The following is a 23870-nucleotide window of genomic DNA, read 5'->3' as shown; positions in this document are numbered from 1 at the left end:
GTGCGGCGGATCACCGTTCCCCGGGGCCGGTCGCGATCCGGGAACGAAGCGGGCACGCGGCGGTCACGGGCCGCCGGTGATCAAGGGCCGTCGGTGAGGACGACCGGCCCGCCGACGTTCACGGACCCGAGCGTCCACAGGGCGCCGGTGCCGGGGACGACGGCGAGCGCGGTCGCGTAGACGTTGCTCCGGTTCGGCACGGCGGTGGTCGGGACGCGCTCCCAGGCCTCGCCGTCGTAGCGGAGCAGGCCGGGCTTGGCGGGCTCGTCGAGCGAGTGCCCGATCGCCCACAGCGTCCCGTCCCCGCCCCGGACGATCCGGGTGAGCGCGTTGAGGCCGGGGGGCGGGGTGACGCCCGTCCAGGCCGTGCCGTCCCAGTGCATCAGGACGGGCGAGGCCGGGGAGGTGCGGTAGCTGATGCCGGTGGCCCAGGCGTCGGTGGGGGAGAGGGCGATCATGTCGGTGAAGCCCGTCCCGGGGACGGGCTCGTGCACCGGGACGCTCTGCCAGGAGTGCCCGTCCCAGTGGCGTGCGGTGAGCGTCTGGTCGGCGGCGGAGACGGTGCCGAGGAACCAGATGTCGTCGTCCGCCCGGATGTAGGACGCGTTCTGCTGCATGTCCGGGATCGCGGTGACGCGCGTCCAGGTGTCGCCCGTCCGGCGGTAGACGGCGCCGGCGGTGGCGACCCACACGCCGCCGGCCCTCGCCTGGAGGTTCGCGCCGACGGCGCCGGGCGGCAGCGCCACCTGCTCGAACCGCGAGCCGGTGAAGCGCGCCGCGTACGGCTCCGGCGCCGTGCCGCCGGAGCCGTACTTCGGGCCGGTGATCCACACGTCCTCGGGACCGGCCGCGTCGACGTCGGTGATGGTGCCGCGGCTGGACAGGTTCTGGAGGTCGTACTCGACCCAGCGGGCGTCCTTCCAGCGCCGGACGACGGGGTTTCCGGGGATGCTCTGCCCGGTTCCCGGGATCGGTCCGGGGATCACGAGTTCGCCCTGGTTCCCGGCGATCCAGACGCTGTCGGCCGAGGCGGCGTCCACGTCGTAGAGGCTGTTGTTCGGCCAGAAGAACGGCAGCGCGACCGGCGTGAACTCGCCGCGGGCCGCGCCCGACGCGGGGGACGCGAGCCCGCCGGTCGCGAGCGCCGCCGCCGTGAGGGCGGCCGTGAGGAGGGTGGAGGTCTTCCGAGGCATCATGTTCGCCAGTATTCACTGGCATGGTTTTGAGATCTTGTCATCTCCGTGACAAGAATCCGGCGCCCGGGCGCGGCGCCGGGCCCGCCCCGGTGCGCGATCCGGCGAGGCGTCTGGAAGGCTGGAGGCATGACCACGTCCCATGCCGTTGTCGTCGGGGGCGGCATCGCGGGCCTCGCCGCCGCGCGCCTGCTCGTCCGGGAGGGCGTCCGGGTGACCGTCCTGGAGGGCTCCTCCCGGATCGGCGGAAAGCTGCGGGTCAGCGAGATCGCCGGGATCCCGGTGGACGAGGGCGCCGAGTCGATGCTCGCCCGCCGCCCCGAGGGCCTGGACCTGGTGCGCGACCTCGGCCGCTCCGGCGATCTCGTGAACCCCGGCACCACCTCCTCGGCGATCCTCAGCCGCGGCGCGCTGCGGCCCATCCCGTCCGGCCAGGTGATGGGCGTCCCCTCCGACCTGAAGGCGCTGGCCGCCGCGCACGTGCTGTCGCCGGCCGGGCTCGCGCGCGTCCCGCTGGACCTCGTGCTGCCGGAGACGCCGCGCGGCGGGGACGTGTCCGTCGCCGGCTACATCGGCGCCCGCCTCGGCGGCGAGGTCGTCGACCGGCTCGTGGAGCCGCTGCTCGGCGGCGTGTACGCGGGACGGGCCGAGCTGCTGTCCTTCGAGTCCACGCTGCCCGCCGTCGCCGCCGCCGCGCGGTCCCACCGGTCGCTGATCCACGCCGTCCAGGGGATCCGGGACGCCGCGCCGAAGGACCCGGGCCCGGTGTTCGCCACGCTGCCGGACGGGCTCGGCACGCTCCCGCACCTGGTCGCCGCCGACATCGCCGAGGCGGGCGGGACGGTCAGGACCGGCGCCACGGTCCGCGAGCTGCGCCGCCGTGAGGACGGCTGGCGCCTCACCGTCGGCTCGGCCCGCGACCCCGAGTACCTCGACGCCGACGCGGTGGTGGTCGCGGTCCCGGCGGCCCCGGCGTCCCGCCTGCTGGAGCCGGACGTCCCCGCCGCCGCGCGGGAGCTCGGCGGCATCGAGCACGCCAGTATGGCGATCATCACGCTCGCCTACCGGGCCACCGCGTTCCCGCGGCTTCCGGAGGGCAGCGGCTACCTCGTCCCGAACGTGGAGAGCGACACGGCCCGCGGCGGCCGGGGGGTCAAGGCCGTCACGTTCAGCTCGCTGAAGTGGCCGCACCTGCGCGACCGCGACCCGGGCGTCGTCGCGGTGCGCTGCTCCATCGGCCGGTACGGCGAGGAGCACCTGCTCCAGCGGGCCGACGAGGAGCTCGTCGCGACCGCCATGGCCGAGCTCGCCGCGACGTGCGGCGTCACCGAGCTGCCGGTCGAGAGCCGGGTGACCCGGTGGGGCGGCGGCCTCCCGCAGTACAACGTGGGCCACGCCGACCGCGTGGCCAAGGTCCGGGCCGCGGTCGCCGGAGCGCCGGGGCTGGCCGTCGCGGGCGCCGCCTACGACGGCCTCGGCATCCCCGCGTGCATCGCCTCCGCGCGCGCGGCGGCGCTCCGCGTCCTGGACCATTTGCGCAGTCGAGAAGGAGTTGGACCATGACGGAGCAGCAGGGCAAGCCGAAGGCGCGCGAACTCAACAACGTGATCCGCTACACCATGTGGTCGGTGTTCCGGGTCGCGAAGCCGGGGACCGTGGGCGAGCAGGCGGCGGCGGAGGTGCAGGACCTCCTCGACCAGGCCGCCCAGAAGGACGTCACCACGCGCGGCGCCTACGACGTCGCGGGCCTGCGGGCGGACGCCGACTACATGTTCTGGTGGCACGCGCCCACGTCCGACGACCTGCAGGAGGTCTACACGCGGTTCCGGCGGACGGCGCTGGGCCGTGCGAGCGAGCCGGTGTGGTCGCAGATGGCGCTGCACCGCCCGGCGGAGTTCAACAAGAGCCACATCCCCGCGTTCCTCGCCGACGAGGAGCCCCGCGCCTACGTGTGCGTGTACCCGTTCGTCCGCTCCTACGAGTGGTACCTGCTGCCGGACGACGAGCGCCGCGCGATGCTCTCCGAGCACGGCCTGATGGCGCGCGACTACCCCGACGTCCGGGCCAACACGGTGTCGGCGTTCGCGCTCGGCGACTACGAGTGGATGCTGGCGTTCGAGGCCGACGAGCTGCACCGCATCGTCGACCTGATGCGGCACCTGCGGGGGGCGAAGGCGCGCCTGCACACCCGCGAGGAGGTGCCCTTCTACACGGGTCGCCGCAAGCCGGTCGCCGAGCTGGTCGCCGGGCTGGCCTAGCGTCCGCCGCCGGGCCGTTCCGGCCGCCCGTCAGGTGGCGGGCGGCATCAGGTCCGGCCCGCCGTCCTCCACGGCGAGGACGACTCTGCGCAGCAGGTCGGCGAGCTGCTCCCGCTCGGCGTCCGTGAGCACGCCCAGCAGGGCGTGCTCCGTGGCCGCCGACGCTCCGATCGTGTCCTGCCAGGCCCGGTGCCCCTGGTCCGTCAGATGGACCAGGAGGCGCCGGCGGTCGGCGGGGTCGGGTGCGCGCACGACGTACCCGTCCTTCTCGAGCCGGTTCAGCCTGCCGGTGAGCGTGGCCGGGTGGGTGCCCAGGGCCTCGGCCAGCCAGGTCGGGGCGGCCCGGTAGGGCGGCCCGACCGAGCGCAGCCGCCACAGGATGTCGTACTCCCACCCTTCGAGGCCGTGCTCGGCGAGCCCGGCCTCCTTGTCCTGCCGCAGGAACCGCACGAGGACCTGCATGCGGGTCACCGCGCCTTCGATGTGGGGGTCGAGGTCGGGCAGCTCGCTGGTCCAGTGGGCGATGTGCCGGTCGATCGAGTCCGTCGCCGTGTCCTTCACCGGCGGAATATTATCATTGCAAATATTATGATTCCGTAGTAATTTCGGCGGCCCCGAGACCAGGAGGCCGCATGTCCCCATGGCCAGAAGACTTCGCCGGCAGGCTCGACGAGCACACCGTCGACAGCGAACTGCTTCGCGGCAACCCGCTGGGAGACCCGCACCGCAGGCCGCTGTGGGTCTACACGCCCCCCGGCTACGACGACGAGCCCGGGCGCCGCTACCCGGCCGTCTACATGCTGCTGGGCTTCACCGGAAGGCTGGAGGCCTGGAGCAGGGCGCCCACCGCCTACCGCAGGCCCGTGCCGGTCGCCGTCGACGAGCTGTTCGCGCGGGGCGCGGCGCCGCCCATGATCATGGTGTTCGTGGACGCCTGGACGGCCTACGGCGGAAGCCAGTACGTCGACTCGGCCGGGACGGGCCGGTACCACTCCTACCTGTGCGAGGAGATCGTCCCCTGGGTGGACGCCCGCTACCGGACGCTCGCCGCCCGCGACCACCGCGCCATCGCGGGGAAGTCGAGCGGGGGCCTGGGCGCCATGGTCACCTCGATGCTGAGGCCCGACCTGTTCGGCGCGTTCGCCACCCACTCCGGCGACGCCCTGTCGGAGGCCCAGTACATCCCCCACTTCCTGTGGGCCGCGCGGCATCTGCGCGCCTACGGCGGCGACATCTTCTCCTGGTGGGACGACTTCCGCTCCCGGGTCGCCTTCACCAAGGAGGAGGACATGCGGCTGCTGGAGATCCTCGGGGTGTCCGCCTGCTTCTCGCCCGGTGCCGACGGCACGCCGCTGCTGCCCTTCGACCCGGTCACCGGGGCGCTGCGGCCGCGGATCTGGGAGCGCTGGCTGGAGTGGGACCCGGTCCGGATGGCGCCCGCGCACGCCGAGGCGCTGCGCTCCATGCGGGCCATCTGGATCGACGCGGGGATCCGCGACGAATGGTTCCTGGACCTCGGCGCGCTGGCCTTCCGCGACGCCGTCGAGCAGGCGGGCGTGCCGCAGGAGAACGTCTTCTTCGAGCTCTTCGACGGCGGCCACCACGCGGTCGAGTACCGCCAGCCCCAGGCCGTCGCCTGGCTCGCCCACCGCCTGGCCGCCGGCTGACGCGCCGCCGGTGGCCCGGCGGGCCCATGGAAAACTCCCTGCTCGCCCGTAATCTGACCGGGTTCGGCGTCCCTCCGCGAGGATCCCGCCGTTCCTATTCCGGATCGCGCGTGGGGCGGGGGCGGCCGGCAGTAAAGTGCCGTCCGTGACCAAGTCTCCCGCCCGGCACGCCCGCGGACGGCACGCCCGGCCGCCGTCCGAGTTCTCGGCCCGCCTGCACCGCCTGCTCGCGTCCCTTCGCGAGTCCCGCAGGCGTCGGCTGGGCGTCGCGGGGGCGGTGACCGTGACGGCCGCGGTGCTCGCGGCCGTCGCCGTCCTGGCGCTGCCCGGCGGCTCGGGGCCCGCGCCCCGCGCCGCCGTCGCCGCCCGCACGGCCACCGTCCCGTCCCCGAACGAGCGCGTCGCGGCCGCCGCCGACCCCGACGAGATCACCGACGCGGTGCCGTACTTCGAGACGAAGGACCCCGGCAGGAAGGTCGTCAAGCACGTCACCGACGTCCGCCGCAGCGGCAGCTTCGTGCGCGTCTACACCGACCTCGGGGAGGCCGACGAGAACTCCGAGCCGGCCATCGACCTGTGCAAGTGGACGACCCAGTTCCTGAGGGACGGCGGCGACGACGAGCCCCGCGTCTTCGTCCACGGCAAGAGCGACGACAACGGCAGCGTCGTCCTGGCCAACAAGCAGAGCGACAAGGACGACTGCGAGGTACCCGAGACCCCTTAGTAGTTGCCGGATCCCCCGGAGTTCGAGTCGTAGTAGTAGCCCGAGTACTGCGTGTCGGACAGGCGGCTCTGCTCGGTGTTCCGGTTGACCCCGCTCAGGGCCCAGGCGTAGGGCAGGTCGAGCGGCTTGGGGTTGTCCATCTCCATGACCTGGCGGAGCTTGGCGTCCTCGACGGCGGCCGTGCCCAGCGCGGCGAGCCGTCTCACCGCCCCCGGCCCGGTGCCCTTCAGCGCGCCCGGCCCGGACGCGGTGCCGGACTCGGCGTCCGCGCGGAGCCTCCGCCGGGCCGCCCTGCCCTCGCGCGTCGGCCGGAGCCGGCCGCGGAACCCCCGGCGCAGGAGGCCCCTCCCGACCAGGCCGCCCGCGACGGCGGCCACCTCGTCGGATTCGGCGACCGCGTCGAGGACGTGGCCGAGCTGGATGCCGGTGTCGGGGACCTCGTCGAGAAGCGCGGCCTGGATCCCGTCGCCTGCCTCGCGCTCGACGACGGTCACGCGGCGCGTGCCCCGCGAGACCCGCACGCGGCGCCGTTCGTAGAGGGCGAGCAGGGCGCACTGCGCGACGCGCGTGGGCCCGCCGCAGAGCAACGCGGTCTCGTAGGGGGTGAACTCGTCCACGGCGGCTCCCCGGGGGGCTGGCGGTCACTTCCGCGTTCGTCGATGTGACGCGTCAGGGCCCGGGGAGGTTGCGTCATTCGGCCGGTTCGAGGGTGAGCGAGATCGAGTTGATGCAGTACCGGTCGTCGGTCGGGGTGTCGTAGCCCTCGCCGTGGAAGACGTGCCCGAGGTGCGAGTCGCACACCGCGCAGCGGACCTCGGTGCGGACCATCCCGAGGGAGCGGTCCTCGATCAGCGTGACCGCGTCGGAGTCGGACGGCGCGAAGAAAGACGGCCAGCCGCAGTGGCTCTCGAACTTGGTCTCCGACCGGAACAGCTCGGTCCCGCACGCGCGGCACCGGTACACGCCGACGGTCTTGGTGTCGGTGTACTCGCCGGTGAAGGGCTTCTCGGTGCCCGCCTCACGCAGCACGCGGTACTCCTCCGGGCTGAGCCGGGCCCGCCACTCGTCCTCGCTTTTGCGGATCTTCTCCATGGGTTCGACCGTACCCGGCGCGGGTGCGCGGGAGGACTGTCGTGCCCGTGGGTTAACGTGCGGTTATGGCCTCGCCCTTCATCGAGATCCCGGTCGGGGATCGGCTCGTCAAGGTGACCAATCCCGACAAGGTCTACTTCCCCGAGCACGGCTACACCAAGCGGCAGCTCGTGGAGTACTACCTGGCCGTGGGGGAGGGGATCCTGCGCGCCACCCGCGACCGCCCGACGACGCTGGAACGCTGGCCCGCCGGGGTCTTCGAGGGCGCCAGGATGGCCACCCGCGAGGACTACGCCCGCGGCCAGGCGGGCATGGGCGCGGGCAAGTCGGACGCCTTCTACCAGAAGCGCATCCCGAAGGGCGCGCCCGACTGGGTGCGGACCGCCCGGATCGCCTTCCCCAGCGGCCGCTCCGCCGACGAGGTCTGCCCGACCGAGGTCGCCGTGATCGCCTGGGCGGCCAACCTCGGGACGCTGACCTTCCACCCGTGGCCCGTCCGCAAGGGCGACGTCGACCATCCGGACGAGCTGCGCATCGACCTCGACCCGCAGCCCGGCACCGACTTCTCCGACGCCGTCCGGGTGGCGCTCGGCCCGGCCCGCGACCTGCTGTCGGAGCTGGGCTACACCGGGTACGTCAAGACGTCCGGCAAGGGCGGCGTGCACATCTACGTCCGCATCGAGCCGCGCTGGACGTTCACCGAGGTCCGCCGGGCCGCCCTCGCCTTCGGCCGCGAGGTGGAGCGCCGTGCCCCCGCCGAGGTCACCACGCGGTGGTGGAAGGAGGAGCGGGGCGAGCAGGTCTTCATCGACTTCAACCAGAACGCGCGCGACCGCACGATCGCGTCGGCCTACAGCGTCCGGCCGGCCCCGCACGCGCCGGTGTCGGCGCCCGTGACCTGGGACGAGCTGCCCGACGTCGACCCGCACGACTTCACCATCGCCACGATGCCGGCCCGCTTCGCCGAGGTGGGCGACCTGCACGCCGCGATCGACGACGCGTCCTTCTCCCTCGACGCCCTGCTCGACATGGCCGACCGCGACGAGAAGGACCACGGCCTCGGCGACATGCCGTACCCGCCGAACTACCCGAAGATGCCGGGGGAGCCCAAGCGCGTCCAGCCCAGCAAGGACACCGACAACCATTAGGGAATCAGCGCCGCACGGCTCCGAGCATCTGACGGGCCCGGTCACCGGCTTCGTCCTCCGGCGAAGGGCTGACCGATCGTCTTCATCTGCTGGGGGCCGCGAGGGCTTCGCGTCATGACAGGCGTGAGGCCCGCCGCCTCGGGGGCGGCGGGCCTCACGGCAGGGGTCGGCGTGTCAGGGGATCAGTAGAGCTTGCGCTCCTGGACGGGCAGGCTGACCTCGGACGGGCCGCGCCACGTGGTCGCGCTGCGCGGCGGGGCGACCAGCGTCTCCGCGTCCTCCCCGGCCGCGACGACCGGGACGGAGACGGAGCTGCCGCGCAGGTCGACCGTCACCTGGGCGCCGGTGGGCGTGTCGAAGTTGTAGTCCGCGTCCGTCCCGGCGAGGACGAGCGCCAGCCGGTGCCCCTTCTTCAGCAGGTACTCCTGGCTGAGCGTCTGCCAGGAGACGGTGTAGTAGCGGCCGGACCTCAGCGGCTCGGGCCGGCTCAGCGACCGGTGGTTCTGGGCGTCGAGCCACCCCCGGGCGACGACGTTGACCGGTGAGCTGACCGTCGTGACCTCGGTCTGCCGGTAGCAGGCGTCGTCGGCGGGCGTGCTCTCACCGTGGCAGTCCTCGGTGGTCAGGGTCCGGATGCCGGAGCCCGCGCCGAGGTAGTTCACGCGGGTGTCCTCGCCGTAGTCGACGAGCAGCGCGGTGAGGTTCGCGGTCGGTTTGTCCAGCTTGATCCTCAGCCGGGCGTCCGGGGTGCCGGACAGCCGGCCGGTCTTCGGCAGGGGCGCCGACACGAACGCCGTCCGGTAGGGCCGCGCCGCCGTGGGATCGGCGACCATCGCCTCCTCCGGGTATCCCGCGCCCTCGGGGCCGGCGGCGTCGGTGAAGGAGGCGGTCGCGCCCGCCGCGGCCGGCTTCAGGCCCAGGGAGCCGTCCGCGCCGGGGCGCAGGACGACGCCGCGCGCGTCGCGGGACGGCCAGTCCCGCTGGGTGATCCACTGGTCCGGTCCGACCTCGATGTCGGCGCGCGGCTCGCTCATGATGCCGTTGGGCACCTTCTGCAGTTCGTGGTCGAACCACCGGTGCAGGGTCGCCACCCACGTGTCCCGCCGGGTGTCGAACGGGTCGACGTGGCCGCGCTGCGACAGCCAGACCTTGCGCTGGACGCCGCGCCGCGCGAGGGCGCTCCACCACTTGGCGAAGTGGTCGTCCTTCACGTTCAGGTCGTTGACGCCGTGGGCGGCGAAGACGCTCGCGTGGACGCGGGAGGCCCGCGCGATCGTCCCGTCCCTGTAGTCGGCGGTCTTCCAGTAGGCGTTGTAGTTGCCGGTCGCGTCGTCCTCGCCCTCGTCCAGTTCCGCGTTGACGGCCGCGCACTTGGCGGGCGGGTCGGTGTCGACGTAGTCGGCGAGCCACGGCTGCTCGTCGTCGGTGTACTTCACGCCGTTCATCCGGCTGTAGTCGTACCAGCTGCTGATCGCCGAGATGGGGACGATCGTCTCCAGCCCCTCGACGCCGGTGGCCGCCACGCCGTTGGCGAGCGTCCCGTCGTAGGACTTGCCGATCATGCCGGTGCGGCCGGTCGTCCAGGTCGCCTTCACCGGGCTGCCGTCCGGCCGGTAGGCGCGGGCGCGCCCGTTGAGCCAGTCGACCACGGCCTTGCCGCCGAGGACGTCGGTCGGGCCGCCGCTGACCGGGCAGCCGTCGGAGCGGGTCGTGCCGACCATGTCCACGGCGAGGAACGCGTACCCGCGTGGGACGAAGTAGTTGTCGTAGTAGAGCGGGAACTTCACCGGGTTCCCGTTCGCGTCGTAGGTCTTGCGCTCGCTCTCGTTGCCGCGCCCCGCGTTGTCGTAGTAGGGGCTCTCATCCATGATCACCGGCACCCGCAGACCGTGCTCGGTCTCCTTCGGCCGGATGATGTCCACGTTGACGCGGTCCTTCTTGCCGTCCCGGTCGCTGTCCACGCCGGACTCGACGTAGACGTGCTCACGGATCGCGTCCTTGTAGGAGAAGACGGGCTGGGTGACCCCGTCCTTCACCACGATCTTGGGGGACGTCCCGGCCAGCGCCGTCGCGCCGCCGCCCGCGGCGGCGAGCGCCGCGCCGGTCAGCACGGCCGCCGTCATGGTCCGCCGGGTTCGTCTCAGGGATCGCCTGGCCAACCCGCACCTCCGTCTATGGAAACGATCTCCGACGGGCACAGGCTCCCCGGCCGGGGGCCGCGGGTAAAGGGCGGTGCGCGACGAAGACCGCCCGGATTTGGTCACGTCCTGCCCTTGCCCCGACAAAAATGTCCCTATTGCGGATTTCGGATGTCCGGGAAAGGGTCGCGGGGATGCCCGGCGCACCGGCCGGGCATCCCCGCCCCATGGGTTGGAGCTATCGGAAATCACTGAAGATGGGCCCGTTCCGCCTCAACTTCTCCAAGAAGGGCGTCGGGCACAGCGTCGGAGCGCGCGGAGCCCGCTACACCCGCTCGGCGGACGGGCGCCGTCACATGACGCTGCGCATCCCCGGAACCGGCCTGTCGTGGAGGCGGTCCCTGAAGTCGTCTAGCCGCTCTTAGCGCGGTTGACCGCGGACAGGACGGCCTCCACCGACGCGGTGAGCACGGACGTGTCGCGTCCCGCGCCCCAGCGGGTCACGCCGTCCACGCGGCACTCGGCATAGGCGACGGCCATGGCGTCGCGCCCGGTCCCGGCCGAGTGCTCGGCGTACCGCAGGACCTCCACCTCGATCCCGGCGGAGGCCAGCGCGCCGGTCAGGGCGTCCAGCGGGCCGTTGCCCGTGCCGGTGCGCTCGCGCCCGGCGCCGTCGACCTGGACCACGCCGGTGAAGTCGTGCCGCCCCGGACCCGTGGGGGAGGTCCGCCACCCGGTCACCTGGACCGGTCCCGGCCGGTCCAGGTACTCGGCGCGGAACAGCTCCCACAGCTCGTCCGCGATGACCTCCTCGCCGCTGCCGTCCGTCGCCCGCTGCACCACGCGCGAGAACTCGATCTGCAGGCGGCGCGGCAGGTCGAGGCCGTGCCCGGTGCGCAGCAGGTAGGAGACGCCGCCCTTCCCGGACTGGCTGTTGACCCGGATCACCGCCTCGTACCCGCGCCCGACGTCGGCGGGGTCGACCGGCAGGTACGGCACGTCCCACGGCAGCCGCTCCGGCGGCACGCCCCGCTCCGCGGCGAGGCGCGCGTGGCGCGCCATGCCCTTGGCGATCGCGTCCTGGTGGGTGCCGGAGAACGCCGTGTACACGAGGTCGCCGCCGTACGGGTGCCGCTCGTGGACGGGCAGCCGGTTGCAGTGCTCGACCGTCCGCCGGATCTCGTCGATGTCGGAGAAGTCGATCCGCGGGTCGACGCCCTGCGCGTGCAGGTTCAGCGCCAGGGTGACCAGGTCGACGTTGCCCGTCCGCTCCCCGTTGCCGAAGAGGCAGCCCTCGATCCGCTGCGCGCCGGCCAGCAGCGCCAGCTCGGCGCACGCGACGCCCGTCCCGCGGTCGTTGTGCGGGTGGACCGACAGGATGACCGCGTCGCGCCTGGCCAGGTTGCGGTGCATGTACTCGATCTGGTCGGCGTACACGTTCGGGGTGGCGATCTCGACCGTGGCCGGCAGGTTCAGGATCACCGGCCGGTCGGGGGAGGCGTCCCAGAGCGCGGTGACCGCGTCGCACACCTCCAGCGCGTAGTCGGGCTCGGTGACGTTGAAGGTCTCGGGGGAGAACTCGAACCGCACGCCCGGCCCCGCGAGCCGCGCCACGTCGGCCGCCCCGTCCAGGATCAGCCGCCGCACCCCGTCCCGGCCGGACCCGAGCACGACGTCGCGCCACACCGGCCCCGTCGCCGTGTACAGGTGGACGACGGCCCTCGGCAGCCCCGCGACGGAGGCGAACGTCCGCTCGATCAGCTCCGTGCGCGCGGGCGTGAACACGACGGGCGTCACGTCGTCGGGCACGCCGGTCTCGGCCAGGTGCCGGACGAAGTCGAAGTCGGTCCGGCTGGCCGAGGGGTAGCCGACCTCGATCTCCTTGAAGCCCATCGCCACGAGCAGGTCGAACATGCGGCGCTTGCGGGCGGTGTCCATGGGCTCGGCCAGCGCCTGGTTGCCGTCCCGCAGGTCGACGGGCACCCACAGGGGCGCGCTCTCGACGCGCCTGGACGGCCAGGTCCGCTCGACGTCCGGCACGGGCGACGGCACGCGCTCGTGGACGGACCGGTACCGGTGGAACGGCATGGAGCTGCCGCGCTGGGGGTTCCAGAAGGGCGCGCCGTCCGCCACCGGGCCGGACGGGGTGCGCAGGGTGGGAAAGCGCGTGGGCGTACTGGGGGAGGTCATGGGCCTGTTCCTCGTTCGATCGCCGGACGACCGGCAGCACCGGACCCCGCGGCGGGGTGCCGGTCAGGATCAGGCCCCGCCGCGGCGACCGAGAAGAAGGCCCTGCCACGACACGCCGCCAGCCAACCACACCTCAGCTCCTCAGACAAGCTGAGGTGGCCTACCCTGGAGGCCCGCCGCCGTCCCCGGAGGACTCCCGATGCCGCTCGGCCCGCTCCGTCCCAGCCCGCTCGTCGAGCAGGCCGCGCAGCGCCTGCGCGACCAGATCGCCGCCGGGGCCTGGCCGGTCGGGACGCGGCTGCCCGGCGAGACGACCCTCGCCAGGGAGCTGGGCGTGGGCCGCTCCACCGTCCGCGAGGCCCTGCGCGCCCTGGCCGGGGCCGGTCTCGTGCAGGCCCGGCAGGGCGCGGGCGTCTTCGTCACCGCGACCGAGCCGGCCGAGGACTGGCCCGCCCGGCTCCGCCGCGCCTCGGTCGCCGACGTCTACGAGATCCGCGCCATGCTGGAGGTCCGCGCCGCCGAGCTGGCCGCCGAGCGCCGCACGCCGGACGACCTCGGCGCCCTCGACCGGGCGCTCGCCGACCGCGACGCGGCCCTGGCCGGCGAAGGCGCCGGCCCCGGCGTCGAGGCGTTCATCGACGCCGACATCGCCCTGCACACCGCCGTCGTGGCCGCCGCGCACAACCCGGTCCTCGCCGACCTGTACGCCGGGTTCGTGCCCGTCCTGCGCGACGGCCTGCTCGACCTCGCCGCCCTGGTGGACGTCCGCGCGGCCGACGACGCCCACGGCCGGGCGGCCCACGCCGCCCTGGTCGAGGCCGTCCGCGCCCGGGATCCGGCGGCCGCGAGCGCCGTCATCAGGGCCGAGCTCGACCGGACCCTGGCCGGCCTACTCCAGGGCGGATAGCAGGGGCGGCAGGTCGCCGTCGTGGACGACCGTCAGGCGGCGCGTGGCCCGAGTGAGGGCGACGTAGAGGTCCTGGCCGCCCTTGGCGGACTCGGCGAGGATCCCGGCCGGGTCGACGACGACGACCGAGTCGAACTCCAGGCCCTTGGCCTCCTCGGCGGTGAGGACGACCACGGGCGAGTCGAGGGCCTCGGGGGTGGCGCCGACGGCGGCGTCCGGGAGGGCCCGCAGCACGCCGGCGTGGCGCGCCGCCGAGGTGATGACGGCGAGGCGGCCCTCCTTGAAGGCGCCGCCGATGTCCTCGCCGCCGGTCACCAGGGCGAGCTCCGAGCGCACGAGGGACGGCAGCTCGTCGACCGGCATCGCGACCGCGGCGGGCGGCGGCCCGTCGTCGCGGACGGGTTCGGGCGGCGTCTGGTCCGGGGCGACGGCGGCCAGGACGTCCGCGGCGACCTTCATGATGGCGGCCGGGGTGCGGTAGTTGACCATGAGCCGCTGCTCGCGCCACCGGCCCGGGACGTAGCGGTCGAGCATCTGGCCCCACGAGGCCGCGCCCGCCGCGCTGCCCGTCTGGGCGATGTCGCCGACCACCGTGAGGGAGCGCGTCGGGACGCGCCGCATCACGGTCCGCCACGCCATCTCCGAGAGCTCCTGCGCCTCGTCCACGATGACGTGGCCGTAGGCCCACTCGCGGTCGGCCTTGGCGCGCTGGGCGGTGGTGAGGCGCGGGCCGCCGTCGTGGTGGCGCTCGGCCAGCTCGCTCGCGGAGATCAGGTCGCTGGCCAGGATCATCTCGGTGCCGTCCGTGGTCTGCATGACCTCGCGGGCGTAGCGCTCCTCCTCGGCGAGCCTGGCCTGCGCGGCCCTCGCGCGGGCCTTGTCGGCGGAGTCGTCCCTGCCGAGGAGTTCGGCGGCCTCGTCCAGCAGGGGGACGTCGGAGACCGTCCACGGCGAGCCCGGCGGGCGGTGCAGGAGCTCCCGCTCGTCGGGGGACAGGCCGGCCTCGGCGCCCACGCGCGCCACCGCCTCGGGGGAGCCGTAGAGGCCGCCGAGGAGCCGCTCGGGGGTCAGGTCGGGCCACAGATCGTCCAGAGCGGACCGGACGCCCGGGTCCTGCCAGAGGGCCTCCTTGGCCAGGCGGAGGTCCGTCTCGTCCAGGAGGGGCTCGTCCTCGGCCTCGTCGATCAGCTCCTGGAGCCAGCCGGGCAGCCCGCCGGACTTCGCCATCTCCTCGAGGGGCTCGTCCATGATGCGGTCGAACTGCTCGGCCCGGTCGAAGGCGAGCGCCTCCAGCATGTCGTGGACGAAGCGGCGGCGCTGGAGGTTGTGCGGGGCGCGCAGGGCGCGGGCGCGGTCACGGATCCGCTCGCACTTGTCGGCATCCACCACCAGCGTGAGGCCGTCGGCCTCGACGCGCAGCCCTCCGGCCGGGACGCGCTGCCGGTCGCGGACGGCGGCCTCCACGAGGCCCGCCATCCGCAGGTCGCCCTTGATGACGGCTACCGCGGGCGTCTCGGCGGCGGTCGCCTTGAGCCCCGGGTACAGCTCGCCGACCGTGGCCAGCGCCACGTCCGTCTCGCCCAGGCCGGGCAGCACCTGCTCGATGTAGCGCAGGAACGTGGCGTTCGGGCCCACGATGAGGACGCCGCGCCGCTCCAGGACGTCGCGGTGCGTGTAGAGCAGGTAGGCGGCCCGGTGCAGGGCGGCGACCGTCTTGCCCGTGCCGGGCCCGCCCTGGACGACCAGGACCCCTTGGAGGCCGGAGCGGATGACCTGGTCCTGCTCCTCCTGGATGGTGGCGACGACGTCGCTCATCCGGCCCGTCCTGCCGCGGCGGAGGGTGGAGAGCAGGGCCGCCTCGCCGACGATGCCGCCGCGCTCGGACTCCTCCAGGCCGTCCAGGTCGAACACCTCGTCGTCCAGCCGGACGACCTCCCGGTGGCGCAGGTGGAGGTGGCGGCGGCGGGCGAGCGTGCCGGGCGCCCCCGGCGTGGCGGTGTAGAACGGCCGGGCCGCCGCGGCGCGCCAGTCGATCAGGAGGGGCTCGTGGTCCTCGTCGCGCAGGCCGATGCGGCCGATGTAGAAGGTGTCGCCGGGGCCGTCGGCGTCGGCGCGGTGGTCGATGCGGCCGAAGCACAGGCCGTGCTCGACGGCGTTCAGCTGGACCAGCCGCCGGGCCGCCTCGTCCGTGGCGATGGCGCTCTCGACCCGCGCCTGGAACGCGGCGCCGCCGCCCGCCGCCGGCCCCTCGCGCAGCGCGGTCGCGGTCCTGTCGCGCTCGGCGTCGAGCCGCGCGTACACGCGGGACACGTAGTCCTGCTCGACGCGCACGGCGGCCGTCGCCGCCCTCTCATCCCGTTCGGGGTTGACAGTGTCCGCTTGACGATGTCCCATGCCCCGGCTACACTCCTATTCATAGGGTGGAGTATCTGTATGCGCATTTGCGACTCAGCAGTCTAGCATCCTTTCCGCGCTCCGCGTGATCTTCTAGCGCCCTCCAAAAGATCGTCTGTGTTGTGGCGGGCGTCATCCGCGCGGAACCCCCTGGACATCGATCTTCGTGAGGCTGTCGGCGAGCAGCACTGCCGGACCCCTCCGAAAGGTCACCTCTCCATGGCCGACTCCGCCCGCCCGCTGAACCGGCGCGCCTTCCTCGCCTCCAGCGGGCTCGCCACCAGCGGACTCCTCACCGCCGTCGCCGTGACCGGCGTACCCGGCACCGCCCACGCGGCCCCCCGGGGCCGCGCCCTGCCCGCCGACCCGTTCACCCTCGGCGTCGCCTCCGGCGACCCCGAGCCCGACGGGTTCGTCCTCTGGACCCGCCTGGCCCTGGACCCGCACGCCGAGGACGGCCTCGGCGGCATGCCCGCCCGCACCGTCCCCGTCCGCTGGGAGGTCTCCTCCGACTCCCGGTTCCGCCGCATCGACCGGCGCGGCACCGCCGCCGCCCGCCCCGACGCCGCCCACTCCGTCCACGTCGAGCTGAACGGCCTGCGCCCCGGCCGCGACTACTGGTACCGGTTCCGCGTGGACGGCCACGTCTCCCCGGTCGGGCGGACGCGCACCGCCCCCCACCCGGCCACCTTCGGCCCCGCCCTCGCCATGGCCTTCGTGTCGTGCTCGCAGTTCGAGCACGGCTACTTCACCGCGTACCGGCGGCTGGCCGAGGAGAACCCCGACCTCGTCCTGCACCTCGGCGACTACCAGTACGAGTACAAGAAGGGCGTCTACACGATCCCGGGCGGCAACGTCCGCGACCACGAGGGCCCCGAGACGGTCAGGCTGGCGGACTACCGCCTGCGGCACGCCCAGTACAAGACCGACCGCGACCTCCAGGCCGCGCACCAGGCCGCCCCGTGGCTCGTCGTGTTCGACGACCACGAGGTCGAGAACAACTGGGCCGGCTACGTCCCCGAGGAAGGCTCCGACACGCCCTCCTACGACGACTTCCGCGCCCGCCGCGCCGCCGCGTTCAAGGCGTACTACGAGAACATGCCGCTGCGCCGGCGGTCCGTTCCCGCGGGCCCCGACATGCAGGTCTACCGGCGGGTGCGGTGGGGCCGGCTGGCCAACTTCCACATGCTCGACACCCGCCAGTTCCGCGACGACCAGGGCTGCGGCGACGGCTACAAGGACTGCCCCGCCGCCACCGACCCCAAGCGCTCCATCACCGGCGCCGAGCAGGAGAAGTGGCTGCTCGACGGCTTCCGCCGCTCCACCGCCCGGTGGGACGTCCTCGGCCAGCAGGTCTTCTTCGCCCAGCGCGACAACACCGCCGGGCCCGTCAAGAAGACCTCGATGGACTCCTGGGACGGCTACGCCGCCTCCCGCGACCGGATCACCAAGGGCTGGCTGGACGCCGGGGTCCGCAACCCCGTCGTGCTCACCGGCGACGTCCACGCCCACTGGGCGAGCGACCTGAAGGCCGACTACGACGACCCGGACTCCAGGACGGTCGGCTCGGAACTGGTGTGCACCTCCATCACCAGCACCGGCGACGGCAAGGACTCCAACCCCGCCGACCACCCCTACCTCAAGATCAACCCGCATCTGCGCTTCTACAACAACCAGCGCGGCTACGTGCTGACGAGGATCGACAAGGAGGAGATGAGGGCCGACTTCAAGACGCTCCCGACCGTCCGGACCCCGGGTGCCGACATCTCCACCAAGGCGACGTTCGTCATCGAGGACCGCGTCCCCGGCGTCAACCAGGCCTACCTGCGGCCCTACGCCTCGGCGAAGGCGGCGGCGCAGCCGGACCAGGACCTGATCCGGCAGACCGTCCGGAACGAGACCCAGCCCTGAGGACCGGACGGCCGGGACGCGCGCAGCGTCCCGGCCGTCCCCGGCGCCGGGGCGTCAGCCCTCAGCGGTCCACGCGCGGGCTCGTCGCGGGACCGCCGAAGATGTCGTCGAGGTCGTAGGCCACCGGCACCTCCAGCTGGGCGTAGGTGCAGGAGTCCGGCGTCCGGTCGGGGCGCCAGTTCCGGAACCGCGCGGTGTGCCGGAACCGGTCGCCCTCCATCGCCTCGTACGCCACCTCGACCACCAGCTCCGGACGCAGCGGGACCCAGCTGAGGTCCTTCTTGCCCGTCCATCGGGAGATCGCCCCGGGCATGCGGTCGGCGGTCGCCTCCGTCTGGCTGGCCCACTCGGCCCACGGGTGCTGGGACAGGTCCTCCAGCCGGTAGGGCTGCAACTCCTCGACCAGTTCGGCGCGGCGCTTCATCGTGAACGACGCCGCGACGCCGACGTGCTGGAGATTGCCGTCGGTGTTGTAGAGCCCGAGCAGCAGCGACCCCACGATGGGCCCCGACTTGTGCCAGCGGAAGCCCGCCACCACGCAGTCGGCCGTCCGCTCGTGCTTGACCTTGAACAGCACGCGCTTGTCGGGCTCGTACGGGGTGTCGCGCGGTTTGGCGATGACGCCGTCCAGCCCGGCGCCCTCGAACTCGTCGAACCAGCGCAGCGCCAGCTCGTAGGAGTCGGACGCGGGCGTGACGTGGATCGGCGCCTTCGCCCCGGCCAGGGTGTCGACGAGCCGCTGCCGCCGCTCGCCGAGCGGCACCTCCATCAGCGACTCGTCCCCGAGGGCGAGCAGGTCGAAGGCCACGAACGACGCCGGAGTCTGCTCCGACAGGAGCTTGACCCGGGAGGCGGCCGGGTGGATGCGCTGCTGGAGGGCGTCGAAGTCGAGGCGCGTCCCCCGGGGCAGCACGATCTCGCCGTCCACCACGCACCGCTCGGGCAGCTCGCGCCGCACCGCCTCGACCAGTTCGGGGAAGTAGCGGGTGAGCGGCTTCTCGCCGCGGCTGGACAGCTCCACCTCGTCGCCGTCGCGGAAGACGATGCAGCGGAACCCGTCCCACTTCGGCTCGTACAGCAGGTCGCCCTTGGGCATGGTCTTGACGGCCTTGGCCAGCATCGGCGGCAGCGGCGGGCTGATCGGCAGGTCCATGCCCCCCATCTTGCGCCCCCGCACCGACAAAAGGGCGCCCCGGGGGTCCGATAACGTGCAGGTCATGCGCCGTCTGCTGCCCGAGCCCGCCGCCGGCGTCGATGCCTACGAGGCCTACGGAGACCTGCCGCGCCTGCGGCTCGGCATGGTCATGAGCGCGGACGGGTCCGTCACCGACGCCGAGGGCTGGACCGACGGCCTCGGCGGCGCCGCCGACTTCCGCGTCTTCCGGACCCTGCGCGCCCTGGCCGGCGCGATCCTCGTCGGCGCCGGGACCGTCCGCACCGGACGCCTCGGCCCCGCGCGGCTGCGCCCCGACCTGCGGGCCCGCCGCGGCGGGCCGCCCGCCCCAATCGTGGTGGTGAGCCGCTCCCTCGACCTCGACTGGACGCTCCCGCTGTTCACCGAGGCGGAGACGCCCACCGTCGTCGTGACGACCCGGAACGCCGGGGCCGCGGTTCCGGGACACCTCCGGGTGGTCGCGGAAGGCGACGACGAGGTCGATCTCCCCGCCGCCGTGAGAGCCCTGCGCGAGGACCTCGGCTACGAGCACCTCCTCTGCGAGGGCGGCCCGTCCCTGGCCACCGCGCTCATCAGGGCGTCGCTCGTCGACGAGCTGTGCCTCAACATCGCGCCCACCCTCCTCGGAGGTGCGCGCCACACCCGCCTGCTGGAGGGTCTGGACGCCGAGGTGCCGCTCGAACCGGCCGCCCTCTACCTCGACGAGGGCGTGCTGTTCGTCCGCTACCGGTTGCGGGCGTAGCGCGGGCCCGGCTCCCGCGACCTCCGTGAGGACGTCCGCGGCACCCCCGCACGGACCGGCGTGGTGACGGTCTGTCCCCCAATCTGTACGAATCCGTCATGCCGGAAGCGCTGGGGGGCGACACTAGGCGGCAGGGGGACGGGTGAGAATCTCACGAAAGGAGCGGGGGTGGAGTACGCCGCATTGGGCGCGTGGATCATCGCCGCCGTCGCGGGCGGATATCTGCTGGTCGTGTGGTGGGTCAACGGGGGGCGTTCGACGAAGGTGACGCGGTTCCCGCGGCTGGTCGTGGCGGGGCATCCGCTCTCGGCCGTCGCGGGCCTGGCCGTGTGGATCGTCTACGTCGTCACGGGGAACGCCGCCTACGCCTGGGTCGCCTTCGCGGCCCTGCTCGTCATCATCTTCCAGGGACTGCTGCTGTTCACCCGCTGGCTCGTCGGCCGCGGCGGCCGCCACGCCAGGGGAGCGGAGCAGGCGTTCCCGGCCGCGGCCGTCGCCGTCCACGGCGCGGTGGCGGTCGCGACGTTCGTCCTGGTCTTCCTGACCGCGATGGAGGTCGGCCGGGCGTGAGCCGCGCGGCTCACGCCCCGCGCCGCAGGACGAGGAGCGCGCGGTCGCCGACCGTCACCACGTCGCGGGCCTTGAGGCGGGGACGCTCGCCGACCGTGCCGGGCTCGGCGGTGTCGAGGGCGAACTCCCAGCGCTCGCCGTACTCGGCGCCGGGCAGCGTGAACTCGACCGGCTCCGACCCGGCGTTGATCAGCAGCAGGAACGAGTCGTCCCGGACGCGCCGGCCGCGCGGGTCGGGTTCGGTGATGGCGTCGCCGTTGAGGAACACGCCGAGCGACTTGGCGAAGCCGACGTTCCAGTCCTGGTCGGTCATGCTCTCGCCGGCCGGGGTCAGCCAGGCGATGTCGGCGGCGGCGCCACGGCCCGTCCCGGTGAAGAAGCGGCGGCGGCGGAACACCGGGTGGTCGTGCCGCAGCCGCGACAGGAGCCGGACGAACTCCATGTCGCCCGAGTCCTCCCAGTGGACCCAGGCGATCTCGTTGTCCTGGCAGTAGGCGTTGTTGTTGCCCTCCTGCGTGCGGCCGAGCTCGTCGCCGTGGGAGAGCATCGGCACGCCCTGCGACAGGAACAGCGTCGCGAGGAAGTTGCGGCGCTGGCGGGCTCGCAGGTCGAGGACCCCGGGGTCGCGGGTGGGACCCTCCACGCCGCAGTTCCACGACCGGTTGTCGTCGGTGCCGTCCCGGTTGTCCTCGCCGTTGGCCTCGTTGTGCTTGTGGTCGTAGGAGACGAGGTCGGTGAGCGTGAACCCGTCGTGGCAGGTCACGAAGTTGATGGACGCGAACGGGCGGCGCGCGCTGTGCTCGTAGAGGTCGGAGGAGCCGGTCAGCCGGGACGCGAACTCCGGCATGGTCGCGTACGAGCCGCGCCAGAAGTCGCGGACGGTGTCGCGGTACTTGCCGTTCCACTCCGTCCACAGCGGCGGGAAGTTGCCGACCTGGTAGCCGCCCTCTCCCACGTCCCACGGCTCGGCGATGAGCTTCACCTGGGACACGACGGGGTCCTGCTGGACGAGGTCGAAGAACGCGGCCAGCCGGTCGACGTCGTGCAGTTCGCGGGCCAGCGCCGAGGCGAGGTCGAAGCGGAACCCGTCGACGTGCATGTCCAGGATCCAGTAGCGCAGCGAGTCCATGATGAGCTGCAGCGCGTGCGGGTTCCGGACGTTCAGCGAGTTGCCGCAGCCGGTGTAGTCGAGGTGGTAGCGCTTGTCGTCGTCGCGCAGCCGGTAGTACGACGCGTTGTCGATGCCCCGGAACGACAGCGTCGGGCCCAGGTGGTCGCCCTCCGCCGTGTGGTTGTAGACGACGTCCAGGATGACCTCGATGCCCGCCTCGTGCAGGGCGCGGACCATCGCCTTGAACTCCAGCACCTGCTCGCCGGACTGCCCCGAGGAGCTGTAGGAGTTGTGCGGCGCGAAGAACCCGATCGTGTTGTAGCCCCAGTAGTTGTCGAGGCCCCGCGCCACCAGGGCGTGCTCGGGCACCGACTGGTGCACCGGCATCAGCTCGACCGCGGTCACCCCGAGGTCGAGGAGGTGGTCGATCATCACCGGGTGCCCGACGCCCGCGTAGGTCCCGCGCTGCTCCTCGGGGACGCCCGGGTGCAGCTTCGTCAGGCCCTTGACGTGCGCCTCGTAGATGACGCTCTCGTGGTAGGGGACGCGCGGCGGCCGGTCGTCCCCCCAGTCGAAGAACGGGTTGACCACCACGTTCTTCGGCATGTACGGGGCGCTGTCGTCCTCGTTCAGCGCGTCGGGGTCGGCGAACCGGTAGGAGAACAGCGCCTCGTGCCAGTGGATCAGCTCGTGCGGCGTGACGCCCGCGACGGCCTTGCCGTACGGGTCGAGCAGCAGCTTGGACGGGTTGCAGCGGTGCCCCTCGCGGGGGTCGAACGGCCCGTGCACCCGGTACCCGTACCGCTGCCCGGGCCCGATGCCGGGCAGGTAGCCGTGCCAGACGAACCCGTCCACCTCCGGCAGGTCGCGCCGCGTCTCGCGCCCCTCGGCGTCGAACAGGCACAGCTCGACCCGCCGGGCCACCTCCGAGAACAGCGCGAAGTTCGTGCCCGTGCCGTCCCAGGTGGCGCCCAGCGGATAGGGGTCCCCGGGCCACACCTCCCGCATGCTCCTCCACCCCTCGGCCGGTTCCTCTGGCCCGTCGATTGTGGCCTACCCGCACCCTTCCCCGCGCGCGGAGGCCTTTCACACACGTGTCATTCCGGTGCGGCGCGGTGGGGGAGGCGCCAGACGACCTCCTCGTCGCGGGTCTCCCCGGTACGGCGCAGCCCGATCCTCGACGCGACGGCCGCGGACGCGCGGTTGTCCGGGTGGACCGTCGCGACGACGTCGCCCACGCCGTGCGCCGCGAGCCAGTCCAGCAGCGCGCGGGCGGCCTCGGTGGCGAACCCGAACCCCTGGTACGGCATGCCGATCACCCAGGCGACCGACGCGAGCAGCCGGGGCGGGCCCGGCGTGACCGTCGACCCGGCCGAGGCGGGCGTCACGGCGAACCCCGGCGGCGCCGGGGTCACCGTCGCCTGCACGTACCCGACGGCCTGCCCGTCGCGGGCGCGGCGGACGATCCAGTTCAGCCAGCACTCCTGGTGGTAGGGCGCCGGGCCCGCGACCAGGTGCGCGTAGCGGGCGCGCAGCTCGTCGCGCGTGAGGGGCTCGCCGCCGATGTGGCGGTGCAGGCGGGGGTCGTCCAGGACGGGGGCCATCTCGTCCGCGTGGTGGACCGCCAGCGGCTCCAGGACGAGGCGCTGGGTGCGGATGGTGTCGGCGATCGGCCCGTACACCCGCCGATCCTATGCTCTCGCGTCGCGGCGGGCCCGTGGAGCGGCCCTCAGAGCCGCCACTCGGACCGCCGGCCGGACAGCCGCCGCGTCCAGGCGCCGGCCGGATGCTGGCGCGGCTGGAGCCACAGCCACGGCTGGGCGTGCCGGAACGGCAGGTCGGTGCCGGGCTGCCACGGGAACAGGCCGTCGCCGTTGGGCCAGACGACCTGCAGGACCGGCGGCGGCCGCCGGTAGAACGCCACGGCGCCGCCGAACAGCCCGACGGACCAGTCCGGTTCGACGTTCCGGAAGGCAGCCTGCTGCCCCCGCACGACGCCGTCGCGTCGCTCCCCGTCGGCGGGGGCGCGCCCCTCGGCGGTCTCCCGGCCGAGCATGTTGAGGATCTCTTCCGTCTCGTACACGTCGCCGCCGAACATCGCGAGCTCGGGGGCGCCGTGGCTGTGCCAAAGGCCGACCGTGTACGCCCAGCCGGGACCGTCCTCGTCCGGCTGGACGAGGACGACGCTCCACCCGTACTGGGTGATGTGCACGATGGTGCGGAGATGGAAGTTGTCCAGCCGGTCGCGGTCGCCATAGTCACGGCACATCACGCAGGTGCATGAGAGGCGGTCGCCGGACATGACCCTCAGCTTACGATCAATCGACCCTGGGCGAGCATGCCGCTGCGCGAAGGATCACTAGAACGCGCCGGTGTCGCGCGGCGGCGCCTCGTGCTCGTGCCGCACGGCCGGGCCGCGCAGGCCCCGGACGGCCATGGCGCCCAGCAGCATCGCGGCGGGCATGCCGAGGGGGAGGGCCGTGAGCGGGGCGACGGACGCCACGTCCAGGAACGTCCGGCCGAGCAGGCCCGCGACGCCGAGGTCGGCGCCGCGCCGTCCCGCGCCGAGCGGCAGCGCCAGGAGGGCGGCGGCGACCCTAGCAGCGACAACACACTTCCCCGCCTATAAAGGAGGACGTGAAGGCGACTCC

Annotated in this window: 21 protein-coding genes and 1 pseudogene; 10 read left to right on the top strand and 12 right to left on the bottom strand. The window is 73.3% G+C overall.

The features are described from left to right. Positions 1–80: 80 nt before the first annotated feature. Positions 81–1196, bottom strand: a complete 1116-nt coding sequence (locus tag ABD944_RS16575) for a hypothetical protein (protein ID WP_345177280.1) — start codon at positions 1194–1196, stop codon at positions 81–83. A 126-nt stretch (positions 1197–1322) separates the two neighbouring features. Between ABD944_RS16575 and hemG the strand changes: the two genes are divergently transcribed. Together hemG and hemQ are read left to right on the top strand one after the other, a co-directional pair. After that, positions 1323–2756, top strand: coding sequence for a protoporphyrinogen oxidase (gene hemG / locus ABD944_RS16570; protein ID WP_345177279.1), 1434 nt, complete (start codon positions 1323–1325; stop codon positions 2754–2756). Then, on the top strand, positions 2753–3451 hold the full coding sequence (gene hemQ / locus ABD944_RS16565; protein WP_345177277.1) for a hydrogen peroxide-dependent heme synthase: 699 nt from the start codon (positions 2753–2755) through the stop codon (positions 3449–3451). Before hemG ends, hemQ begins: the two co-directional genes overlap by 4 nt. A 30-nt stretch (positions 3452–3481) precedes the next feature. Here the strand turns inward: hemQ and ABD944_RS16560 are convergent, their stop codons facing one another. Next, positions 3482–4012 (bottom strand): MarR family winged helix-turn-helix transcriptional regulator, encoded by a 531-nt coding sequence (locus ABD944_RS16560; protein WP_345177275.1) that lies wholly within the window; start codon positions 4010–4012, stop codon positions 3482–3484. 71 nt (positions 4013–4083) lie between these two features. Between ABD944_RS16560 and ABD944_RS16555 the strand changes: the two genes are divergently transcribed. Further along, entirely contained in the window at positions 4084–5118 is a 1035-nt protein-coding gene (locus ABD944_RS16555) for an alpha/beta hydrolase (protein ID WP_345177274.1), read from the top strand. A 145-nt stretch (positions 5119–5263) separates the two neighbouring features. Continuing rightward, entirely contained in the window at positions 5264–5842 is a 579-nt protein-coding gene (locus ABD944_RS16550) for a hypothetical protein (protein ID WP_345177272.1), read from the top strand. On the opposite strand, the pseudogene ABD944_RS16545 reads toward ABD944_RS16550, so the two are convergent. Beyond that, positions 5839–6462, bottom strand: a pseudogene (locus ABD944_RS16545) (TIGR04222 domain-containing membrane protein); the annotation flags it as partial. The gene ABD944_RS16550 and the pseudogene ABD944_RS16545 overlap by 4 nt on opposite strands. A gap of 70 nt (positions 6463–6532) precedes the next feature. Further along, on the bottom strand, positions 6533–6934 hold the full coding sequence (msrB, locus tag ABD944_RS16540) for a peptide-methionine (R)-S-oxide reductase MsrB (protein WP_345177270.1): 402 nt from the start codon (positions 6932–6934) through the stop codon (positions 6533–6535). 65 nt (positions 6935–6999) lie between these two features. Here msrB and ABD944_RS16535 point away from each other — a divergent pair, with 65 nt between their 5' ends. Then, positions 7000–8082 (top strand): DNA polymerase domain-containing protein, encoded by a 1083-nt coding sequence (locus ABD944_RS16535; RefSeq protein WP_345177269.1) that lies wholly within the window; start codon positions 7000–7002, stop codon positions 8080–8082. A 182-nt stretch (positions 8083–8264) separates the two neighbouring features. On the opposite strand, the gene ABD944_RS16530 is transcribed toward ABD944_RS16535, so the two are convergent. Continuing rightward, positions 8265–10205 (bottom strand): Xaa-Pro dipeptidyl-peptidase, encoded by a 1941-nt coding sequence (locus tag ABD944_RS16530; RefSeq protein WP_345177267.1) that lies wholly within the window; start codon positions 10203–10205, stop codon positions 8265–8267. Positions 10206–10369: 164 nt separating this feature from the next. On the opposite strand from ABD944_RS16530, the gene ABD944_RS16525 reads away from it, so the two are divergent. Further along, positions 10370–10645, top strand: coding sequence for a DUF4236 domain-containing protein (locus tag ABD944_RS16525; RefSeq protein WP_345177266.1), 276 nt, complete (start codon positions 10370–10372; stop codon positions 10643–10645). Here the strand turns inward: ABD944_RS16525 and leuA are convergent. After that, the gene (gene leuA / locus ABD944_RS16520; protein WP_345177613.1) at positions 10632–12308 is read right to left on the bottom strand and encodes a 2-isopropylmalate synthase; all 1677 of its coding nucleotides are present in this window, start codon (positions 12306–12308) and stop codon (positions 10632–10634) included. The two genes, ABD944_RS16525 and leuA, sit on opposite strands and share 14 nt — an antisense overlap. A gap of 301 nt (positions 12309–12609) precedes the next feature. Here leuA and ABD944_RS16515 point away from each other — a divergent pair, with 301 nt between their 5' ends. Continuing rightward, positions 12610–13317 (top strand): FadR/GntR family transcriptional regulator, encoded by a 708-nt coding sequence (locus tag ABD944_RS16515; RefSeq protein ID WP_345177263.1) that lies wholly within the window; start codon positions 12610–12612, stop codon positions 13315–13317. Here ABD944_RS16515 and ABD944_RS16510 read toward each other — a convergent pair. Then, positions 13300–15711, bottom strand: coding sequence for a HelD family protein (locus ABD944_RS16510; RefSeq protein WP_345177260.1), 2412 nt, complete (start codon positions 15709–15711; stop codon positions 13300–13302). The genes ABD944_RS16515 and ABD944_RS16510 overlap by 18 nt on opposite strands. Positions 15712–15930: 219 nt before the next feature. Here ABD944_RS16510 and ABD944_RS16505 point away from each other — a divergent pair, with 219 nt between their 5' ends. Continuing rightward, positions 15931–17622: an alkaline phosphatase D family protein gene (locus tag ABD944_RS16505; protein WP_345177258.1), complete on the top strand. Its 1692-nt coding sequence runs from the start codon at positions 15931–15933 to the stop codon at positions 17620–17622. A gap of 61 nt (positions 17623–17683) precedes the next feature. Here the strand turns inward: ABD944_RS16505 and ABD944_RS16500 are convergent, their stop codons facing one another. Continuing rightward, a complete protein-coding gene (locus ABD944_RS16500) occupies positions 17684–18775 on the bottom strand; it encodes an ATP-dependent DNA ligase (protein WP_345177255.1) in 1092 nt (363 codons plus the stop codon). A 64-nt stretch (positions 18776–18839) separates the two neighbouring features. Between ABD944_RS16500 and ABD944_RS16495 the strand changes: the two genes are divergently transcribed. Then, positions 18840–19538, top strand: coding sequence for a dihydrofolate reductase family protein (locus ABD944_RS16495; protein WP_345177253.1), 699 nt, complete (start codon positions 18840–18842; stop codon positions 19536–19538). 168 nt (positions 19539–19706) lie between these two features. Continuing rightward, positions 19707–20108, top strand: coding sequence for a hypothetical protein (locus ABD944_RS16490; RefSeq protein WP_345177250.1), 402 nt, complete (start codon positions 19707–19709; stop codon positions 20106–20108). A gap of 10 nt (positions 20109–20118) precedes the next feature. On the opposite strand, the gene glgX is transcribed toward ABD944_RS16490, so the two are convergent. The 4 genes from glgX to ABD944_RS16470 form a co-directional block, all read right to left on the bottom strand. Continuing rightward, entirely contained in the window at positions 20119–22227 is a 2109-nt protein-coding gene (gene glgX / locus ABD944_RS16485) for a glycogen debranching protein GlgX (RefSeq protein WP_345177248.1), read from the bottom strand. Between the two features lie 89 nt (positions 22228–22316). After that, on the bottom strand, positions 22317–22901 hold the full coding sequence (locus ABD944_RS16480; RefSeq protein WP_345177245.1) for a GNAT family N-acetyltransferase: 585 nt from the start codon (positions 22899–22901) through the stop codon (positions 22317–22319). Positions 22902–22948: 47 nt separating this feature from the next. Then, positions 22949–23521, bottom strand: a complete 573-nt coding sequence (locus ABD944_RS16475; RefSeq protein ID WP_345177242.1) for a DUF4262 domain-containing protein — start codon at positions 23519–23521, stop codon at positions 22949–22951. Between the two features lie 57 nt (positions 23522–23578). Further along, a complete protein-coding gene (locus ABD944_RS16470; RefSeq protein ID WP_345177240.1) occupies positions 23579–23722 on the bottom strand; it encodes a hypothetical protein in 144 nt (47 codons plus the stop codon). Positions 23723–23870: the final 148 nt, after the last annotated feature.

It is taken from the genome of Actinomadura verrucosospora (assembly GCF_039540335.1).
In the GTDB taxonomy this organism is placed as follows: Bacteria; Actinomycetota; Actinomycetes; order Streptosporangiales; family Streptosporangiaceae; genus Spirillospora; species Spirillospora verrucosospora.
The sequence above is the reverse complement of the archived record's forward strand: the minus strand, read 5'-3'. Positions and strand labels throughout refer to the sequence as shown.

Bases quoted from the DNA above. Each gene is read 5' to 3' on its own strand.
- ABD944_RS16475 (WP_345177242.1), bottom strand. From the start codon at position 23,521: ATGTCCGGCGACCGCCTCTCATGCACCTGCGTGATGTGCCGTGACTAT.
- ABD944_RS16525 (WP_345177266.1), top strand. From the start codon at position 10,370: ATGTCCCTATTGCGGATTTCGGATGTCCGGGAAAGGGTCGCGGGGATG.
- leuA (WP_345177613.1), bottom strand. From the start codon at position 12,308: ATGCCGTTCCACCGGTACCGGTCCGTCCACGAGCGCGTGCCGTCGCCC.
- ABD944_RS16515 (WP_345177263.1), top strand. From the start codon at position 12,610: ATGCCGCTCGGCCCGCTCCGTCCCAGCCCGCTCGTCGAGCAGGCCGCG.
- ABD944_RS16505 (WP_345177258.1), top strand. From the start codon at position 15,931: ATGGCCGACTCCGCCCGCCCGCTGAACCGGCGCGCCTTCCTCGCCTCC.
- ABD944_RS16495 (WP_345177253.1), top strand. From the start codon at position 18,840: ATGCGCCGTCTGCTGCCCGAGCCCGCCGCCGGCGTCGATGCCTACGAG.
- ABD944_RS16510 (WP_345177260.1), bottom strand. From the start codon at position 15,711: ATGGGACATCGTCAAGCGGACACTGTCAACCCCGAACGGGATGAGAGG.
- ABD944_RS16555 (WP_345177274.1), top strand. From the start codon at position 4,084: ATGTCCCCATGGCCAGAAGACTTCGCCGGCAGGCTCGACGAGCACACC.
- ABD944_RS16575 (WP_345177280.1), bottom strand. From the start codon at position 1,196: ATGATGCCTCGGAAGACCTCCACCCTCCTCACGGCCGCCCTCACGGCG.
- glgX (WP_345177248.1), bottom strand. From the start codon at position 22,227: ATGCGGGAGGTGTGGCCCGGGGACCCCTATCCGCTGGGCGCCACCTGG.
- hemG (WP_345177279.1), top strand. From the start codon at position 1,323: ATGACCACGTCCCATGCCGTTGTCGTCGGGGGCGGCATCGCGGGCCTC.
- ABD944_RS16500 (WP_345177255.1), bottom strand. From the start codon at position 18,775: ATGGACCTGCCGATCAGCCCGCCGCTGCCGCCGATGCTGGCCAAGGCC.
- ABD944_RS16535 (WP_345177269.1), top strand. From the start codon at position 7,000: ATGGCCTCGCCCTTCATCGAGATCCCGGTCGGGGATCGGCTCGTCAAG.
- hemQ (WP_345177277.1), top strand. From the start codon at position 2,753: ATGACGGAGCAGCAGGGCAAGCCGAAGGCGCGCGAACTCAACAACGTG.
- msrB (WP_345177270.1), bottom strand. From the start codon at position 6,934: ATGGAGAAGATCCGCAAAAGCGAGGACGAGTGGCGGGCCCGGCTCAGC.
- ABD944_RS16530 (WP_345177267.1), bottom strand. From the start codon at position 10,205: ATGACGGCGGCCGTGCTGACCGGCGCGGCGCTCGCCGCCGCGGGCGGC.